The following is an 18,334-nucleotide window of genomic DNA, read 5'->3' on the forward strand; positions in this document are numbered from 1 at the left end:
GCCCAGGAATCGAACGATTCACCTTGTGCAGAGCGTCCAAGTCAGCGCTCGCAGGCGGGCTGAAGTGGTGGTCAGTGCTGACAGTTGGGGCACCAGTAGACCTGCCGATCCGTCGAACCGCGACCGGAGACGATGGGATCGCCAAGCCATTCCATCTTGATGGTGGTCCCGCAGCGGCGGCACGGCTTGCCGGCCCGTCCGTAGACCCACTTCTGCTGGCCCGGGCGCGTATTGCCGGTGAAGGTGCGCTCCTGCCGATCCCTGTTCGCGGCGAGAGTGCGGCGGCTGAGATCGATCCAGGCCGGGAGGTCGGGGGTCTCGGAGGTCGGCCGAGTGGGGAGGATGCCGCGGAGGAAGCAGATCTCGCTCCGATAGACGTTGCCGAGCCCTGCCATGATGCGCTGATCCAGCAGGGCGATCCCGATGGGGCGGTCGCCCTGTGCCTCCAGCCTGCTGAGCGCCTCGCGAGCATCCCAATCCGGGCCGAGCAGATCGGGCCCGAGATAGCCGACGACAGAGTCCTCCTCTGAGGTGGGGAGCAGCTCGAGGACTCCGAGCGCGAAGCCGACCGCCTGCGCCTTCTCGGTGTTGAGGATGATCCGTGCCTCGTGCGCGGGTCGGCGCCACCTCTCCCCCGGCGAATAGATCAACCAGGCGCCCTCCATCTTGAGGTGCGAGTGGATCGTGGTGTCCCCCACGCGCATGAGCAGATGCTTGCCGCGGCTGAGGACCCCGTGCACCAACTGCCCCGCGAGCTGTACAGTCGCGAATTCGGGCACCCGGACATCGCTGGAGATCAGGGTCGAGCCTGCCAGCGCTGCATCGAGTCGTCGCGCCGCCCGGTAGACGGTGTCGCCCTCAGGCATGGGGGCCCTCGGGTCGGGGAGGCAGCGTCATGAGCGCAGCCGGAGCCCCTGCGGCGACGGCGTGAATCCCGCGCTCTCGAGCGCGCGCCCCGTGTCGGTGCCCAACACGAATTCGCCGTTCACCCGCTCGACCGTGAGCTTGTCGACGGCCTTGCTCTTGACCAGGTCGGCGAGGGCCGCCGTCGCACGGGTGATCTCGCCCGCGTCGTCGGAGAAGCTCAGCATCGACTTGCCTCCTCGTTCGAGGTAGAGCACCAGCTCGCCGTCTGACAGCACCACCAGTCCCCCTGCCTTGCGCCCCGGCTTGTGGCCCTCCACCTGCGGCCACGGAAGCGCCGCACCGTAGGGATTGGCGGGATCAGTCGCGGCGAGGACCAGCGCGTTCGTCTCGGTTCGCTCGTCGTTGGGACCTCGCGAGTAGGAGCGCAGCCGGTCCACGGCACCCGAGGTGGCGAACTGGGCGGCGCCGAGCTTCTCGATGAAGTAGCCGCGCCGCGCCTTGCCGCTCTCCTCGAACGCACTCAGAGTCTTGTAGACGAGCGCGAAGCCGCCGGGGATGCGCTCGCTCATCACCGAGCCGCGCGTGACGATGCCGTAGCGATCGAGCAGCAGCTCGGATGATGCCGCCGCGCGCACGGTGGGGTCGGACTCCGCGAGGGGCACGATCGACCAGCGACCGCCGAGGATCGGCGGGCCGGAGCGAGCGGGCATCGCGGCGCGGGTGCTCGTGGTGCGCCCGCGGTAGGAGCGGGTGCGCGACGGCTTGCGGGGCTGTCGATGTGCCGATCCGCCCGATCCGACGAGAGCGCGGAGGGGGGAGAAGGTGTCGTTGGTGACGAGCCCGGCCCAGACGAGGTTCCACAGCGCGGTCGACATCGCGGAGTCGTCGATGCTGCCCACCGTGTCGGAGAGCTGGCGGAAGAAGTAGGCGCCCCCGGTGCCGAGGGTGGCGAGGATCTCCTGCTCGAGCGCGGTGCTCTCGATGAGGGGCGGCTCGGGCAGGGTGACGCCGATGGTGTCGCTGAGGTGCAGGCTGACCCAGCCGTCGTTTCCGGGAAGGGTGCCGGACCCGCTCCACAGCACCTCGCCTGTGGCGGTGAGCTCATCGAGCATGCTGGGGGAGTAGTCGCGCACCCGGCTGGGCAGGATGAGGCTCTCCCATGCCGAGGCGGGGATCGGCACACCGCCGAGCTGGTCGATGACCGCCGCGACGCCGTCGATGCCGCGCAGCTTGCCGCCCACCTGCTGCCAGGCGGGGAGGAAGCGGGCGTAGGCGGCGTGGTCGACCGGCTCGACCTCCTTGCGGAGCGCGGCGAGGGAGCGGCTGCGGAGCCGGCGCAGCACCTCGACGTCGCACCACTCGGTTCCGCTTCCGCCGGGCCGGAACTCGCCGTCGACCACTCGCCGTGCGGTCGCGAGCCGTCGGAGGGTGTCGGTGACGACCGCGCCGCCCAGGCCGAACCGTGCGGCGGCGGCGGTGGCGGTGAACGGGCCGTGGGTGCGGGCATAGCGGCCGATGAGGTCGCCGAGCGGATCGTCGACGGGCTCGACGAACGCGATGGGCGTGCCGATCGGCAGCGGCACTCCGAGCGCGTCGCGGAGCCGGCTGGCGTCCTCGATGGCGGTCCACCATTCGGATCCGGCGAAGCTCACGTGCAGCGCGCGACGAGCGTCGACGAGCGCCGCGAGCCAGCCCGCGGCCTCGCTGACACCCTCAGGCTGCACCCGGGCCTCGATCTCGGCGGTCGTCATCGGTCCGAGCAGCCGCAGCAGGTCGGCCACGCCCTCGAGGTCACGGGCCTTGCGATCTTCTGCGAGACGCTGGAGCTCGGCCTCCGTCCGCTCGATGACGGCGGGGTCGAGGAGCTCGCGCAGCTCCGTGCGGCCGAGGAGCTCCGACAGCAGGGTGGCGTCGAGCGAGAGGGCGGCGGCGCGACGCTCCGCCAGCGGGCTGTCGCCCTCGTACATGAAGGCGCCGACGTAGCCGAACAGGAGGGAGCTCGCGAACGGCGAGGCCGCCTGCGTGGTGGTCTCGACGACCCGGATGCGGCGCGATGCGATGTCGCGGGTCACCGCGCCGAGTGCGGGAAGGTCGTAGACGTCCTGGAGCACCTCGCGAATGGTTTCGAGGATGATCGGGAAGGTCGGATACTCCCGGGCGACGTCGAGCAGCTGCGAGGCGCGCTGACGCTGCTGCCAGAGCGGGGAGCGCTTGCCGGGGTTGTACCGGGGGAGCAGGAGGGCGCGCGCCGCGCACTCGCGGAAGCGCGAGGCGAACAGCGCGGAGCCCGCGACCTCCGAGGTCACGATGGCCTCGATCTCGTCGGGATCGAACAGGAAGAGCTCTGCGGCGGGCGGCTCTCCATCCGTGTCGGGGATGCGCACGACCAGTCCGTCGTCGCTCGCCATCACGTTGCCGTCGATGCCGTAGCGCTCCTGGATTCGTGCGGCGACGGCCAGAGCCCACGGCGCGTGCACCTTCATGCCGTACGGGGAATGCAGCACGACCCGCCAGTCGCCGAGCTCGTCGTGGAAGCGCTCGACGAGCAGGGTGTGATCCGTCGGCAGGATCTGGGTCGCCTCGCGCTGATCGGCGAGGTAGGCGAGCAGGTTGGTCGCGGCCCGGTCATCGAGGCCCATGGCCCGCACCCGCGCCGCCGCGGCGTCGGGCTTGGCGCCGCTCACCTCGCGGATGAAGGCGCCGATCGCCTCTCCGAGCTCCGCGGGACGCCCGAGGCCGTCTCCCTTCCAGAACGGCACCCGACCGGGCTGGCCGAAGGCGGGGGAGACCAGCACGCGGTCGTGGGTGATCTCCTGGATCCGCCAGCTCGTCGCGCCGAGCGCGAAGACGTCGCCGACCCGGGATTCGTAGACCATCTCCTCGTCGAGCTCGCCGACGCGCGCCGATCCGCTGCCGGCATCGCCGATCATGAACACCCCGAACAGCCCACGATCGGGGATGGTGCCGCCCGAGGTCACAGCCAGGCGCTGGGCGCCGGGGCGGCCGGTGAGCACGCCGGCGTCGCGATCCCAGACCAGGCGCGGGCGCAGCTCGGCGAACTGGTCGGAGGGATAGCGACCCGAGAGCAGGTCGAGGGTCGCCTCATAGGCGGACCGGGGCAGGCCCGCGAACGGCGCGCTCCGGCGGACGAGGTCGAACCACTCCTCGACGTCGAGGTCGTCCATCGCGGCGGCCGCCACGGTCTGCTGGGCGAGGATGTCGAGCGGGTTCGCCGGCACGGCGATGGCCTCGATCCGCCCCGTGAGCATGCGGGCGGCGGCGACGGCGGAATGGATGAGGTCGGCGCGATGCACCGGATAGACGACGCCTTTCGACACCTCCCCCACCTGGTGACCGGCCCGGCCGAGTCGCTGGAGCCCACTCGCGACCGAGGGCGGCGCACCCACCTGCACGACGAGGTCGACGGCGCCCATGTCGATGCCGAGCTCGAGGCTCGACGTGGCGACGACGCAGCGCAGCCGGCCGCTCTTGAGGTCGTCCTCGATGAAAGCGCGCTGCTCCTTGCTCACAGAGCCGTGGTGCGCGCGGGCGAGAAGGGGCTCCGCGCCGCGGGTGGCTCCACTCTGCGCCGGCAGCTGAGCGGTCGCGGCACCCACGGGTGCCAGCTCGAGATCGAGCCGCTCGGCCCAGATCTCGTTGAGTCGCGCCGTGAGCCGTTCGGCCAGCCGACGGGAGTTGGCGAAGACGATCGACGAGCGGTGGTCGGTCACGAGATCGACGATGGCCTCCTCGACGTGCGGCCAGATCGAGCCGCTCTGCTGCTCCCCTCCATCCTCGGAGCCTGCGGCGCTGGGCAGGTTGGCCATGTCGTCGACCGGGACGACGACGCGCAGATCGAAGCGCTTGGTGGCCTCGGGGGCGACGATCGCCACCGGGGCCCGGCCACCGAGGAAGCGTGCGACCTCCTCCAGCGGGCGGACCGTCGCCGAGAGGCCGATGCGCTGCGCGGGCTTCTCGAGCAGTGCGTCGAGGCGCTCCAGCGAGAGCGCGAGATGGGAGCCTCGCTTGGTGGCGGCGACCGCATGCACCTCGTCGACGATGACCGTGTCGACGGCGGTGAGGGTCTCGCGCGCGTTAGAGGTCAGCATGAGGTAGAGCGACTCGGGAGTCGTGATGAGGATGTCGGGCGGATCCTTCACCAGCGCGCGCCGGTCCGAGGCGGGAGTGTCGCCCGAGCGCACGCCGACGCGGATCTCGGGCGGGGTCATGCCGAGCCGCTTCGCCGTCTGCGTGATGCCCACGAGCGGACTGCGGAGGTTGCGCTCGACGTCGACGCCGAGCGCCTTCAGAGGGGAGAGGTAGAGCACCCGGGTGCGGGGCGCGTCGGGATCGGGTGGGGTGCTCGCCAGTCGGTCGATCGACCACAGGAAGGCGGCGAGGGTCTTTCCCGAACCCGTCGGCGCCACCACTAGGGCGTTGGTCCCGCTCGAGATCGCATCCCATGCGCCGGACTGCGCGGTGGTCGGCTCGGCGAAGGCGCCCGTGAACCATTCCCGGGTCGCCGCGGAGAAGCGCGCGAGCGCAGCGCGCGGGGGCGTCTTGTCGGCAGGCGGGGGCGTCACGACTCCATCTTCGTCCCAACCGCTGACATCGTGGTGGGTGCCGGCGCGGAACGAGCTGGAGCCTCTGCGCGAAACGCTCCTACTTCTGTTCGAAACACGCGGAATGGCCTACCTTGGCCTGATGACGACAACGGTGTTGGTGGTCGGCGGCGGGCCGGCAGGGATGGCCTGCGCGATCGCGATGGCGCAGGCCGGTGTGCCATCGGAGATCGTGGAGATCTCAGAGGACTGGCGCCCCGGTGGGATCGGGATCGCGCTGCAGAGCGCCCCGCTGCGCGCCATGAAGCAGCTGGGTCTCTTCGGGGCGCTGCTCGCGGTCGGACGACCGCACCGCTTCATCGACATGTGCGGCGCGGACGGGACGCGCTTCGCCGAGGTGCCGCAGGTGAACGTCAACGATCCCGATGACCCTCCCTTCCTCGGCATGGCGCGCGAGTCGCTGCACGAGGTCATGGTGGCGGAGGTGCAGCGGCGCGGCATCCCGGTCCACCTCGGCGTCACGGTCCGGCGCATCGGCGCGGCCGACGACAGCGGGGTCGAGGTCGAGCTCACCGACGGCCGGGTCCGACGCTTCGCCTACGTCGTCGCAGCCGACGGGGTGAATTCCGCGACCCGTGCGAGCGCCCTTCCGCATGCGCCTGAGCCTGCCTATGCGGGTCAGGTCATCTGGCGGGCGGCGGCGAAGTGCCCGCCCGGACTGGATCGGTACACCATGCTGATCGGCGGCCCGGTGCGGGTGGGGCTGGTCCCGCTGCCTGACGGAGGGCTGTACCTCTGGATGCTCGACACCACGATCGGACCCGAGCGTCCGCCTCGCGATCAGCTGCTGGAGCTGTTCCAGGAGAGGCTCGGGCGTTTCGGCGGGGCCGCCCCGGCGGTCGCCGAACAGCTCACGGACAACGCGCAGATCGACTTCCGGGCTCTGCAGTGGCTGATCGTGCCGCCGCCGTGGCATTCCGGACGGACGCTCCTCATCGGAGACGCCGTCCACACGACCACCCCTCATATGGCCTACGGTGCAGGGCTCGCGCTCGAGGACGCCGTGGTGCTCGGGGAGCTCGCCGGATCGGGCCTGCCCTTCGATGAGATGGCGACCGCCTTCGAGACGCGACGGTTCGAGCGGGCGCGACTCGTCGTCGAGAACTCCCTCCAACTCTCCCGATGGGAGCAGGAGCCCGGTCCACCCAACCCCGGCGCGAACCGCCTGGTCGGGGAGACCATGGCTACCCTGGCCGCGCAGATCTGACGCACGCTCTGCAGGGCGCCGAGGTGTCCTGCAGAGACCGGGCCTGCAGAGACCGAACGGAGCGCTGACTCAGTGTTGGCGTCGGATGAACGCGGCGATGTCGCCGATCTCGGGCCCCGACACGGCGTGCCCCATGCCCTCGTAGATGCGGACGTCCACGGACGAATGCGACGGCAGCCACTGCGTGGTGTGCTCGATGGCCTCGGCGGGGATGATCGGGTCCTGATTGCCGCGACCCCAGAAGACCGGTGGACGAAGCGCTTCGAGCTCGGCGTCGCCCGGAAGCTCGCCCGACATCACGAACCCGGACAGCTGCACCACGAAGGCGAAGCGGGTGGGAGCGTGCCGGAGGAGCTGCATCGCGACGGCTCCGCCCTGAGAGAAGCCGAGCAGGCCGATCCACGGGGGAGCCGGGTCGAGAGCGTCGAGCCACGCGAGCACCGCGCGAGCCGCGCCGTCCACTCCCTCGCTCTTCGGGTCGATCGGGGTTCCGAGCTCGAACCACGACCAGCCGCCGCCGTAGGGGAGGGGCGCGCGCAGCGAGGCGATGACGGGCTCGAGGGGAAGCTGGGGCGAGAGCGCGAAGAGGTCGCCCTCGTGCGCGCCGACCCCGTGCAGGAGCAGAAGGAGGGGCCGCGTGGCGAGCTCCTCGGGGCGGGACGACCAGAGCACCGCTCGGGAATCGACGACTGGATCGGGTTCGATGCTCACTCCCCCATCCTCCGCCATGCTGCCCGAACGCTCGTCGTGACCCGTCCCGGGAGGAATCGTGGGCAGAATGGGGGCATGAGCTTCGTGGGCACCGGCACTCCCGATCCGAATCCCGGCTGGCTGAGCGACGAGGAGCTGGCCAACATCAGGCGACGGCTTCCCCTTCTCTACGTCGAGGCGGTGCCGGTGCGGGTCGACGGCATGGGGCAGGTGACCGAGGTCGGCATCCTGCTTCGCGCGAGCCCGTCCGGTGCGATCATGCGCACGATCGTCTCCGGCCGCGTGCTCTACGGCGAGAGCCTGCGCGATGCGCTCTTCCGGCATCTCGAGAAGGATCTGGGGCCGATGGCCTTTCCTCAGCTGCCCGCCAGCCCGACGCCGTTCTCGGTTGCCGAGTACTTCCCGCAGCCCACCCTGAGCCACTACACGGACGAGCGCCAGCACGCCGTCTCGCTGGCCTACGTCGTGCCGGTGACGGGCACCTGCGATCCGCGCCAGGATGCGCTCGAGCTCACCTGGATGTCGCCCGAGGAGGCGTCGACCGACGCCGTCGCCGCCGAGATGGAGGGTGGCCGGGGCGCGCTGCTGCGCACCGCACTCGCCTCGGTGGGGCGCCTCAGCTGATTCCGGTCCCCGCTACGAGAAGTGGCTCCCTGCTACGGAAGTTTCCGTAGCGGGGAGCCACTTTCTGTTGCGGTGAGGCTGTCAGCTCTAGCGGGCCGAGCTGGCGCGCCGGTTGCGGCGCTCGCCGCCGGTCGAGGCCGGGGCTCCGTAGCTGGAGCCGGCGGTCGCGCCCGACCCGGTGCTGGTGCTGTAGGTCGTGGTGCTGCCGGAGCGACGAGCGCCACCGGTGCTGCCGGAGCGAGCGGGCGCTCCCGAGCCGCGCGACGACGCGCCGCCGCCTGCGCCACGTGAGCGACCGCCGCGGCCGGAGCCGCCGGCTGCCGGCTGGCCCTCGCGGACGGCGCGCTTGCGCTGGGCGTTGGCGCCCTGCGAGCGTCCGCCGCCCTGCTGCTGCGGTGCCGGCTGAGCCGACGGAGTGACGTAGGCCGCGACCACGCCGACGAGCTCGGCGATCGTCGCCGATGCCTCGGAGGCCGGCTGCGGGGTCACCGCGATGGCCGCCTTGCGGAGCAGATCGCGCACGTCGCGACGCTGCTCGGGCATGACGACGGTGACGACGTCACCCTCCTTGCCCGCGCGAGCGGTGCGACCGGAGCGGTGCAGGTAGGACTTGTGCTCGGTGGGCGGGTCGACGTGGACCACGAGGTCGACGTCGTCGACGTGCACGCCCCGGGCTGCGACGTCGGTGGCCACGAGGACCTTGACCTCTCCCGCGCCGAAGGCGGCGAGGTTGCGGTCGCGGGCGGCCTGAGAGAGGTTGCCGTGCAGGTCGACCGCGGGGATGCCCGAGTCGGTGAGCTGGCGCGCCAGCTTCTTGGCGGCGTGCTTGGTGCGCAGGAAGAGGACGCGGCGCTCGCTGCCCGACGCGAGGGTGTGCACCAGCTTGCGCTTGCTCTCGGCGCCGTCGACCTCGAGCACGTGGTGGGTCATCGCGGAGACGTGGGAGGTGGCCTCGTCGACCGAGTGCAGAACCTCGTTCTGCAGGAAGCGGCGCACGAGCTTGTCAACGCCGTTGTCGAGGGTGGCGGAGAACAGCATCCGCTGTCCGCCGGCCGGAGTGGCCTCGAGGATGCGGGTGACGCCCGGCAGGAAGCCGAGGTCGGCCATGTGGTCGGCCTCGTCGATGATGGTGATCTCGATCGCGTCGAGGCGCAGCAGGCGCTGCTTCATCAGGTCTTCGAGGCGGCCGGGGCAGGCCACGATGATGTCGACGCCCGCCTTGAGCGCCTGGACCTGGCGGCCCTGAGGCACTCCGCCGAAGATGGTGGTGGTGCGCAGGCCGTAGGAGGCGGCGAGCGGTGCGATGACGGCCGAGATCTGGGTGGCGAGCTCGCGGGTGGGGGCGAGCACGAGGCCGAGCGGTCGGCCCTCGCGGCGTGCGCCGCCGGCGAGCTTGCCGCCGAGGCGGGCGACGAGCGGGATGGTGAAGGCGAGCGTCTTGCCGCTGCCGGTCTTGCCGCGGCCGAGCACGTCGCGCCCGGCGAGGGTGTCGGCGAGGGTGTCGGCCTGGATCGGGAACGCCTCGGTGAGGCCCTGCTCGGCGAGCGCCGAGACGATGGGGGCCGGAACGCCGAGCGCGCTGAAGGTGGGTGAAGAAGAGGTCATTGAGGACAGAGCTTTCGAGCTGGTGGCCGCGCGCTGTTGCAGGGCCGGAGAGGCGAGTGCGTCGGTTGACGCAAACGATCGCCGTCAGAATGGCTGAGCCAAGGGCGGCGGAACTGTCACGTTCCTGGCCGCCGAAGAGTGGCGTTCTTTCGACGCAGGCGACTGGAATCGTCGCCGTATACCGATCAGTCTAGCTGATCCTGTCAATCGCTCGGTTTTCGCCCCGCGCCGCTCTACCTGCGTTCCAGCCCGTTGCCTGCGGAATTCCGTAGGTGACGGGCCGGAACGGACACATCAGTGGAAGCTGCGCTCGCCGACCGGGATCTCGGCCGACAGCGTGTTGCCGCGCGGGGCGAGCGGGCAGGCCCATTCCGGGTCGTAGGCGCAGGACGGGTTATACGCGAAGTTGAAGTCGAGGACGATCTCCGCGTCTCCCCCGTCGACCTGTCGCGTGCCGAGGTCGGCGCCCTTGATCGTGTCGATCAGGTAGCGACCCCCGCCGTAGGTGCCGCCGGGCACGCGGGACAGGGCGTCCTTGACGGGGATGAAGATGCCTCCGCCGTAGGAGGTGAGACGCCAGACGTCGAGGCTGCCCAGGTCGGGGAGCTCGGCCAGTCCGATGCGCTCGAAGCGCACGACGCCGTCCGTTCCGGTCTCGACGTCGAGCGATTCGGGCTCGGCGGGGGAGATCGGCACGGTGAAGCGCCACGACGGGTCGTAGTCGGGCACCTCGAGGCCGCGGAAGCCGGAACGATCCTCGGGGAGGAGCGGCGTCGCCGGAGAGCTGCGGAACAGCTCGTCCCGGCGCTTCCGCCAGACGACGTGCGCCTGCGCGGGCGGCAGGCTGCGCACCTCGTCGTAGATGGCGAAGACGCTGCGGCGCCACCCGACCGTAGCCAGAGCAGTCTGGGCGGTCACGACTGGCCGGCCGCGGGTGCCTTGAGCTCCCCGATCATCGACCACCAGGTCGGCGCCTCCTGCTGGAGCCGCAGGCCGCGGTACTGCCACACGCTCCACAGCACGGGCCAGGCGGCTGCGCTCAGCACCCCCGCGTCGAACTTGAGTCGATCGCGATAGAGGGTCTTGCCGGTGCCGGCGGGATCGGCGGCTATCGCGATGCGGTGGTCCCAGACCCGGAACACGCTCGTCGCTCCGCTCACTCCGCGGCCGTTGTCTCGCATGATCTGCACTCCGACGTGGCGGCGCTCGGGGTATTCGATGTTGATGATCTGCTCGCCGATCGGGAGGAACAGCGCCTTCATGGTCACCGGGTGCTCTCCCGGCGGCCAGCGCGTGGGGAAGCCCTTCTCCTCGAGCGACTGGAAGCCGAGTGCCGGGCTCATCACCTCTCGCAGGACCGCGGGGGATTGGATGGCCCGCCATGCGGCCTGAGGCTCGCAGTCGAGGATGAGCTTCAGGAATACCTGCATGCGGCCAGTCTGCCAGCCTGGTCCTGGCTGTCTGCTGGCTTCGGAGCCGCCTCACGGGGGAATTGCTCCAGTGTGGTCACGTTGCATCAGCAGATGCGCGCATCAGCAGGCGCACGAACGAAGGAGACCCCATGAAGGCAGTAGTCGGCGACACCGTCATCGCGGAAGCGGACAAGGACGACCTCATCTCGATCGAGGGCAACTGGTACTTCCCGCCCGCGAGCGTGAAGCAGGAGTTCCTCTCGAAGAGCCCCACCCCGTACACCTGCCCGTGGAAGGGCGAGTGCCAGTACTTCACCGTCGACGTCGACGGCCAGGCGCTCCAGGACCGCGCGTGGAGCTACCCGACGCCGTACCCCACCGCCTTCGATCGGGTGGGCAAGGACTTCAGCGACTACGTGGCCTTCTGGAAAGAGGTCACGGTCACCGAGTAGACGGACTTCGCCTCTGCGGGCGCGCCTCCGGCTCTCGGGGCTTCCAGGTGATGAGCCTCTTCTGACTGAAGCCGCGCCCGCAGATCGCGCAGGACAGCTGCCCCGTCGGCTTGCGGTACCTGTAGTGGGTGTGTCCGCCGGGACAGGTGCCGATCCAGGTGGCCATCTCGATGGCCGATTCGCCATCGTGCAGGCGATCGCCGATGTAGCCGATCGCCCGCGCCGTCGTCAGCCACTTCGCGCCGTGCGCCGCCTGGTGGCCCGCCATCGCGTGCGCGACCTCGTGCAGCAGCACCTGATGGATGTCGTCGTCCTCGTACTTCTCCGCGAGGTAGCGCGAGACGGTGATCCGCTTCGCGCTGTAGTTGCACAGACCGGCCCGCCGCTTCGCGGTGTCGAAGCCGAAGCTCCAACTCGGGTCGAGATGCATATCGATCAGTGCGGCCGCCCATCGGCGCACTCGGTCGAGATCGGACACGTGGTGTTCTCCTCTACTCCGGCACGCGCCGACCCTACGTCACGGCGCCGACACCGTCGTCGAACGGCGCGACCCAGGCGAACCATCTTCACCGTTCAGGCTTTCGACCGTGGTTCAGGTGAAAATCGCCTGAACCAGGGTCGAAAACGCGGGATCGCCTGAACCGTGAAAATCGCCTGAACTGCGCACGAGGCCGACGGGCTCAGACGGGGGCGAGCGCGATCCGCACGAGGCGATCGTCGCCGTCGCGGGGGCTCCCCCGACCCGTGTTGTTGGTGAGGAACCAGAGCGAGCCGTCCGCTGCCGCGAGCACATCGCGGATCCGGCCGTAGTCGCTGAAGTACGAGGAGACGCTCAGGTCGTCGTCGGCGGCGTCCTGACCGATCGCGCCCTGGATGACCCACAGGCGCTCGCCGCCGAGCCCTGCCATGAATAGGGTGTCGCCGATCGCCACCAGTCCGCTGGGCGATGCGTCGTCGGTGGACCACTGGTAGATCGGATCGGTGAAGTCAGACCCGGAGCCGGTGCCCGATGCGGCGTCGGCGTCGCCGATGCCCTCGACGATCGGCCAGCCGTAGTTCGCACCCGGCACGATCCGGTTGAGCTCGTCCCAGGTGTCCTGGCCGAACTCGGCGGCGAACATCGTGCCGTCCTCCGCCCAGGTGATCCCCTGGGGATTGCGGTGACCGTACGACCAGACGAGAGACGCGTCGAAGGGGTTGTCCTCGGGTACCTCCCCCGTCGGCGTCATCCGCAGGATCTTGCCGTTGAGCGAGCCGAGATCCTGCGAGCGAGACGTATCCCCCGCATCGCCGACCGTCGCGTAGAGCATGCCGTCGGGGCCGAATGCGATCCGGCCGCCGTTGTGGTTGCCCGCCTTCGCGAGGCCGTCGAGGATGATCTCCTGCTCCCCCAGCCGGAAGGCGCCGGGTGCTCCGTCGAGGTGCATCCGGACGATGCGGTTGTCGTCGGCCGACGTGTAATAGGCGTACAGCCAGGGTCCGCCGTCGCTCTCGAGGAGCTCGAGGCCGAGCAGGCCGCCCTCTCCGCCGGGGACGACGCCCGCCACAGGAGCCACCTCCTGCAGCGTCCCAGCGGCGGTGAGCTCCTGGACATCGGCGTTGTCTCGCTCGCCGATGAGCGTCGATCCTCCCTCGACGGGCAGCACCGACCACGGGACGTCCAATCCGGTCGCGAGATCGGTGGGGGTGCCCGCCGGCTGCAGCGCGCCCAGGGGCGTGCCGGTCGACGGCGTCGCCGTCGTGGACGGCAGCGGGGCAGGTGTGGAGTCGGTCGAGCCGCCGTTCCGTCCGCCGTCCGAGCAGGCGGCGAGGAGCAGCATGGCGAGGGCGGCGGATGCGGCGGTGATGGCTCTGCGCATGCCGACACCGTGTCAAACCGACCTGAGGATCAGTCGCGGCCGATCTGGAAGATGCTGCGACCGGGTGGCGGAGACGGGACGGCGGTCGCGTCGGTGACGACCGGCGCTCCGGCGATGAACTCGCGCAGCTCGCGCCCCGCCACCGCCTTGGCGGGATGCGGGCCGGCGGCCAGCAGGCGGGGCAGCCAGCCGAGCGGCAGCGGCGCCTTCGATCCGATGAGCACGAGGTTGCCGAACCGGCGGCCCTTGAGGATCTGCGTCTCGGCCAGCGCGGCGACTTCGGGCAGCACCGCTGACAGCGTCGAGGCCTGCCCGCGGGCGAACCTCAGGCCGGGGCCGTCGGCGAGGTTGATCGCGACGATCCCGCTCGGTGCCAGCAGGCGCACGGCCTCGGTGTAGAACTCGACGGTCGTCACGTGCGCCGGGATGCGGGCTCCGCTGAAGATGTCGATCACCAGCAGGTCGACCACGCCGAGCAGCGCGTCGGGCAGCTTGGCGAGCGTCTCGCGGGCGTCGCCGTAGCGCACCCGGATGTTCGAGTCGCGGGGGAGCGGCAGGTGCTCGCGGACGAAGTCCACCAGCTCGCGTTCGAGCTCGAGCACCTGCTGGCGGGATCCCGGTCGTCGAGCGGCCACGTAGCGCGGCAGGGTGAGCGCGCCCGCACCGAGGTGCACGGCGGTGATGGCCTCCGTCGGCTCGCCGATGAGGTCGATGACGTTCGCGATCCGCTGGATGTACTCGAAGCCGAGCTCGGTCGGATCCTGCAGGTCCACCTGCGACTGAGGGGTGCCGTCGACGACGAGCGTCTTCATGCCGGGCCGGAACCGATCGTCCTCGATCCGAGCCTGCATGCCGTTCGAGAGCACGATCGAGGGGGAATCCGCCACCTCAGCATCCTGGCATGGGCCGCACGGGAGCCGCCTTCCGCCAGGACACTGGCATACGGACAGAACACTCCCGTACGCGGACGTGTTCTGTCCGCAACGCAGTGTTCTCCGCATCCGCCGGCAACGAAAACCTGAGAATCCCCCGACACTTTCGACCGCGCTCCGACCCGTCCGGTCGGCCGATCCGCAGGGAATCAGGGGTGAGGCCGCGTGGTTATACAGGACAACGCGGAATGGATCAAGGATCGACTGGACACGCGCTTCAGAAGCGGCCTATAGTAGACCCTTGCGCTCCCAGGACAATTCTGCGCGGACAAATCACGCCTTCATATTGCGGTCGGCTGTCGCGCGCCACGAACCCTTCTCCGTCAACGCATCTTCTGCATCAGTGCTCGTGAGCATCGGTGCGGAGCGCGGTCGGGACCGGGTTCTGAAAACACCGTAGCCGGTGACATCGGGAGTCCGCGAGATTCACCACACGACACACCCATCACGACCGCCAATTCACCCAATCAGTGACGCCCCACTCGGGCTTCGGAGGTAATTCCTTGGCTGCTGCGCGCAACGCATCGTCCACCACCACTCCCAAGAACGGCCGCGATGCGTCGCGGCTCTCGTTCGCCAAGATCACCGACACTCTGACCGTCCCGGACCTTCTGGCCCTGCAGACGGAGAGCTTCGACTGGCTGGTCGGCTCGGATGCGTGGAAGGAGCGCGTCGAGCAGGCAAAGGCCGAAGGACGCACCGACCTCCCCGCGCACACCGGCCTCGAGGAGATCTTCGAGGAGATCTCGCCGATCGAGGACCTCGCCGAGACGATGCAGCTCTCGTTCACGAACCCGTTCCTCGAGGAGAAGAAGTACACCCTCGACGAGTGCAAGGAGCGCGGCAAGACCTACGCCGCCCCGCTGTACGTCGAGGCCGAGTTCATGAACCACCTCACCGGTGAGATCAAGACCCAGACGGTCTTCATGGGCGACTTCCCGCTGATGACCGACAAGGGCACGTTCATCATCAACGGCACCGAGCGTGTCGTCGTGTCCCAGCTCGTCCGCTCCCCCGGCGTCTACTTCGACACCGCGCAGGAGAAGACCTCCGACAAGGACGTGTTCTCGGCCCGCATCATCCCGAGCCGTGGCGCATGGCTCGAGTTCGAGATCGACAAGCGCGACCAGGTCGGCGTGCGCATCGACCGCAAGCGCAAGCAGTCCGTCACCGTCTTCCTCAAGGCCCTCGGCCTGACCAGCGAGGAGATCCTGCAGCAGTTCGCGGGCTACGCCTCGATCGAGGCCACCCTCGAGAAGGACAACATCCTGACCAAGGATGAGGCGCTCAAGGATATCTACCGCAAGCTCCGCCCGGGAGAGCAGGTCGCCGCCGAGGCCGCCCGCGCGCTCCTCGACAACTTCTACTTCAACTCGAAGCGCTACGACCTCGCCAAGGTGGGCCGCTACAAGGTCAACCGCAAGCTCGGCATCGACGCTCCGCTGTCCGACTCGGTGCTCACCGTCGAGGACATCGTCGCGACCATCAAGTACCTGGTGGCGCTGCACGACAACCGCACCACGCTGCCCGGTGTGCGCGACGGCAAGCCCGTCGAGCTCCGTCTCGACGTGGACGACATCGACCACTTCGGCAACCGCCGCATCCGCGCGGTCGGCGAGCTCATCCAGAACCAGGTCCGCACCGGACTGTCCCGCATGGAGCGCGTCGTCCGCGAGCGCATGACCACGCAGGACATCGAGGCGATCACCCCGCAGACCCTGATCAACGTGCGCCCCGTCGTCGCCGCGATCAAGGAGTTCTTCGGAACCTCGCAGCTCTCGCAGTTCATGGACCAGAACAACCCGCTCGCCGGACTGACGCACAAGCGCCGCCTGTCCGCGCTGGGCCCCGGTGGTCTGTCCCGTGAGCGCGCCGGTGTCGAGGTGCGCGACGTGCACCCCAGCCACTACGGCCGCATGTGCCCGATCGAGACCCCGGAAGGCCCGAACATCGGCCTGATCGGATCGCTCGCATCGTTCGCCCGGATCAACTCGTTCGGCTTCATCGAGACCCCGTACCGCAAGGTCATCGACGGTCTCGTCACCGAGCAGATCGACTACCTGACCGCGAGCGAGGAGGACGAGTTCCTCGTCGCTCAGGCCAACGCCCCGCTGCGTGCCGACGGCCGTTTCGCCGAGCCCTCCGTCCTCGTCCGCCCGAAGGGCGGAGAGGTCGAGCTCGTCGACGCGGGTCGCGTGCACTACATGGACGTCTCCCCGCGCCAGATGGTGTCGGTCGCGACCTCGCTCATCCCGTTCCTCGAGCACGACGATGCGAACCGCGCGCTCATGGGCGCCAACATGCAGCGTCAGGCCGTCCCCCTGCTGCGTTCGGACTCCCCGATCGTCGGCACGGGCATGGAGGGCTACGCGGCCATCGACGCCGGTGACGTGGTCACCGCCGAGAAGGCCGGAGTCGTCGCGGAGGTCTCCGCCGACGTCGTGACCATCCAGCTCGACGAGGGTGGAACGCAGAACTACTACCTGCGCAAGTTCGACCGCTCCAACCAGGGCACCAGCTACAACCACCGCGTGATCGTCGATGCCGGCGAGCGCGTGGAGGTCGGACAGGTCCTGGCCGACGGCCCCGCGACGGAGAACGGCGAGCTCGCGCTCGGCAAGAACCTCCTCGTAGCGTTCATGCCGTGGGAGGGTCACAACTTCGAGGACGCGATCATCCTCAGCCAGAACCTGGTGAAGGACGACGTCCTCTCCTCGATCCACATCGAGGAGTACGAGGTCGACGCCCGCGACACGAAGCTCGGCAAGGAGGAGATCACCCGTGACCTCCCCAACGTCAGCCCCGAGCTGCTGGCCGACCTCGACGAGCGCGGCATCATCCGCATCGGCGCCGAGGTCCGTCCCGGCGACATCCTCGTCGGCAAGGTGACGCCCAAGGGCGAGACCGAGCTGTCGGCCGAGGAGCGCCTGCTCCGCGCGATCTTCAACGAGAAGAGCCGCGAGGTGCGCGACACCAGCCTCAAGGTGCCCCACGGTGAGCAGGGCACGATCATCGCAGTCAAGGAGTTCTCCTCCGAGAACGACGACGAGCTCGGCTCGGGCGTCAACCAGCGGGTCGTCGTCTACATCGCCCAGAAGCGCAAGATCACCGAGGGCGACAAGCTCGCCGGCCGTCACGGCAACAAGGGCGTCATCTCCAAGATCCTGCCGGTCGAGGACATGCCGTTCCTCGCCGACGGGACCCCGGTCGACGTCGTGCTCAACCCGCTCGGCATCCCGGGCCGGATGAACTTCGGCCAGGTCCTCGAGCTGCACCTCGGCTGGGCGGCGAAGCAGGGCTGGGACGTCGAGGGCTCGCCCTCGTGGGCCAAGCGCCTGCCGACCGACGCGCACTCCGCGACGCCCGGCACCAAGGTGGCCACCCCCGTCTTCGACGGTGCGCTGGAGGAGGAGATCGCCGGTCTGCTCGACTCGACGAACCTCAACCGCGATGGTGAGCGCCTCATCGGCAGCTCGGGCAAGGCCCGGCTGTTCGACGGCCGCTCGGGTGAGCCGTTCCCGGACCCGGTGTCCGTGGGCTACATGTACATCCTGAAGCTCCACCACCTGGTGGACGACAAGATCCACGCCCGCTCGACCGGTCCGTACTCGATGATCACCCAGCAGCCGCTCGGTGGTAAGGCGCAGTTCGGTGGACAGCGATTCGGTGAGATGGAGGTCTGGGCGCTCGAGGCATACGGTGCCGCGTACGCGCTCCAGGAGCTCCTGACCATCAAGTCCGACGACATCCTCGGCCGCGTCAAGGTCTACGAGGCGATCGTCAAGGGCGAGAACATCCAGGAGCCCGGCATCCCCGAGAGCTTCAAGGTCCTCATCAAGGAGATGCAGTCGCTGTGCCTGAACGTCGAGGTCCTCTCGGCTGACGGGACCGCGGTCAGCCTGCGCGACACGGACGACGAGGTCTTCCGTGCCGCAGAAGAGCTCGGCATCAACATCTCCACGCGCTTCGAGTCGTCGTCCATCGACGACATCTGATCCGCGCCAGCTGACACGTCACCCATACGGAACTTAGGGAAGAGAACA

Annotated in this window: 13 protein-coding genes; 4 read left to right on the forward strand and 9 right to left on the reverse strand. The window is 69.4% G+C overall.

Annotated elements, in window-relative coordinates; translation table 11 throughout:
- Positions 1 to 71: 71 nt before the first annotated feature.
- Both E6C64_RS13245 and E6C64_RS13250 read right to left on the reverse strand, forming a co-directional pair.
- Complete coding sequence (locus tag E6C64_RS13245; RefSeq protein ID WP_136427962.1) at positions 72 to 866, reverse strand: DNA-formamidopyrimidine glycosylase family protein; 795 nt, start codon at positions 864 to 866, stop codon at positions 72 to 74.
- 27 nt (positions 867 to 893) lie between these two features.
- Positions 894 to 5,450 (reverse strand): ATP-dependent helicase, encoded by a 4,557-nt coding sequence (locus E6C64_RS13250; protein ID WP_136427963.1) that lies wholly within the window; start codon positions 5,448 to 5,450, stop codon positions 894 to 896.
- 121 nt (positions 5,451 to 5,571) lie between these two features.
- Here E6C64_RS13250 and E6C64_RS13255 point away from each other — a divergent pair, with 121 nt between their 5' ends.
- On the forward strand, positions 5,572 to 6,696 hold the full coding sequence (locus tag E6C64_RS13255) for an FAD-dependent monooxygenase (protein WP_158437863.1): 1,125 nt from the start codon (positions 5,572 to 5,574) through the stop codon (positions 6,694 to 6,696).
- Positions 6,697 to 6,765: 69 nt separating this feature from the next.
- Here the strand turns inward: E6C64_RS13255 and E6C64_RS13260 are convergent, their stop codons facing one another.
- A complete protein-coding gene (locus tag E6C64_RS13260; protein WP_233255623.1) occupies positions 6,766 to 7,407 on the reverse strand; it encodes an alpha/beta hydrolase in 642 nt (213 codons plus the stop codon).
- Between the two features lie 75 nt (positions 7,408 to 7,482).
- On the opposite strand from E6C64_RS13260, the gene E6C64_RS13265 reads away from it, so the two are divergent.
- Entirely contained in the window at positions 7,483 to 8,031 is a 549-nt protein-coding gene (locus tag E6C64_RS13265; protein ID WP_136427966.1) for an NUDIX hydrolase family protein, read from the forward strand.
- A gap of 87 nt (positions 8,032 to 8,118) precedes the next feature.
- Here the strand turns inward: E6C64_RS13265 and E6C64_RS13270 are convergent, their stop codons facing one another.
- The 3 genes from E6C64_RS13270 to E6C64_RS13280 all read right to left on the reverse strand — a co-directional run bounded on the left by E6C64_RS13270 (position 8,119) and on the right by E6C64_RS13280 (position 11,066).
- The gene (locus tag E6C64_RS13270; protein WP_136427967.1) at positions 8,119 to 9,636 is read right to left on the reverse strand and encodes a DEAD/DEAH box helicase; all 1,518 of its coding nucleotides are present in this window, start codon (positions 9,634 to 9,636) and stop codon (positions 8,119 to 8,121) included.
- 294 nt (positions 9,637 to 9,930) lie between these two features.
- On the reverse strand, positions 9,931 to 10,554 hold the full coding sequence (locus E6C64_RS13275; protein ID WP_233255624.1) for a DUF1684 domain-containing protein: 624 nt from the start codon (positions 10,552 to 10,554) through the stop codon (positions 9,931 to 9,933).
- Positions 10,551 to 11,066, reverse strand: a complete 516-nt coding sequence (locus E6C64_RS13280) for a hypothetical protein (RefSeq protein ID WP_136427968.1) — start codon at positions 11,064 to 11,066, stop codon at positions 10,551 to 10,553. Before E6C64_RS13280 ends, E6C64_RS13275 begins: the two co-directional genes overlap by 4 nt.
- Before the next feature lie 131 nt (positions 11,067 to 11,197).
- Between E6C64_RS13280 and E6C64_RS13285 the strand changes: the two genes are divergently transcribed.
- Entirely contained in the window at positions 11,198 to 11,500 is a 303-nt protein-coding gene (locus E6C64_RS13285) for a DUF427 domain-containing protein (RefSeq protein WP_136427969.1), read from the forward strand.
- On the opposite strand, the gene E6C64_RS13290 is transcribed toward E6C64_RS13285, so the two are convergent.
- From E6C64_RS13290 to E6C64_RS13300, 3 genes are all read right to left on the reverse strand, one after another.
- Positions 11,490 to 11,978, reverse strand: coding sequence for a SprT-like domain-containing protein (locus E6C64_RS13290; protein WP_136427970.1), 489 nt, complete (start codon positions 11,976 to 11,978; stop codon positions 11,490 to 11,492). The genes E6C64_RS13285 and E6C64_RS13290 overlap by 11 nt on opposite strands.
- A 202-nt stretch (positions 11,979 to 12,180) precedes the next feature.
- Complete coding sequence (locus E6C64_RS13295) at positions 12,181 to 13,359, reverse strand: PQQ-dependent sugar dehydrogenase (protein WP_136427971.1); 1,179 nt, start codon at positions 13,357 to 13,359, stop codon at positions 12,181 to 12,183.
- 29 nt (positions 13,360 to 13,388) lie between these two features.
- Complete coding sequence (locus tag E6C64_RS13300) at positions 13,389 to 14,210, reverse strand: spermidine synthase (RefSeq protein WP_136428702.1); 822 nt, start codon at positions 14,208 to 14,210, stop codon at positions 13,389 to 13,391.
- Positions 14,211 to 14,794: 584 nt separating this feature from the next.
- On the opposite strand from E6C64_RS13300, the gene rpoB reads away from it, so the two are divergent.
- A complete protein-coding gene (gene rpoB, locus E6C64_RS13305) occupies positions 14,795 to 18,286 on the forward strand; it encodes a DNA-directed RNA polymerase subunit beta (protein WP_136427972.1) in 3,492 nt (1,163 codons plus the stop codon).
- Positions 18,287 to 18,334 lie beyond the last annotated feature (48 nt).

Origin of the sequence: Naasia lichenicola, assembly GCF_004801885.1 — a bacterium.
GTDB classification, from domain to species: Bacteria; Actinomycetota; Actinomycetes; order Actinomycetales; family Microbacteriaceae; genus Naasia; species Naasia lichenicola.

What these genes read in the sequence shown, in the direction of transcription:
- E6C64_RS13245 (WP_136427962.1), bottom strand. Translation starts at nt 866, where the DNA reads ATGCCTGAGGGCGACACCGTCTACCGGGCGGCGCGACGACTCGATGCA.
- E6C64_RS13255 (WP_158437863.1), top strand. Translation starts at nt 5,572, where the DNA reads ATGACGACAACGGTGTTGGTGGTCGGCGGCGGGCCGGCAGGGATGGCC.
- E6C64_RS13265 (WP_136427966.1), top strand. Translation starts at nt 7,483, where the DNA reads ATGAGCTTCGTGGGCACCGGCACTCCCGATCCGAATCCCGGCTGGCTG.
- E6C64_RS13270 (WP_136427967.1), bottom strand. Translation starts at nt 9,636, where the DNA reads ATGACCTCTTCTTCACCCACCTTCAGCGCGCTCGGCGTTCCGGCCCCC.
- E6C64_RS13280 (WP_136427968.1), bottom strand. Translation starts at nt 11,066, where the DNA reads ATGCAGGTATTCCTGAAGCTCATCCTCGACTGCGAGCCTCAGGCCGCA.
- E6C64_RS13285 (WP_136427969.1), top strand. Translation starts at nt 11,198, where the DNA reads ATGAAGGCAGTAGTCGGCGACACCGTCATCGCGGAAGCGGACAAGGAC.
- E6C64_RS13295 (WP_136427971.1), bottom strand. Translation starts at nt 13,359, where the DNA reads ATGCGCAGAGCCATCACCGCCGCATCCGCCGCCCTCGCCATGCTGCTC.
- E6C64_RS13300 (WP_136428702.1), bottom strand. Translation starts at nt 14,210, where the DNA reads ATGCAGGCTCGGATCGAGGACGATCGGTTCCGGCCCGGCATGAAGACG.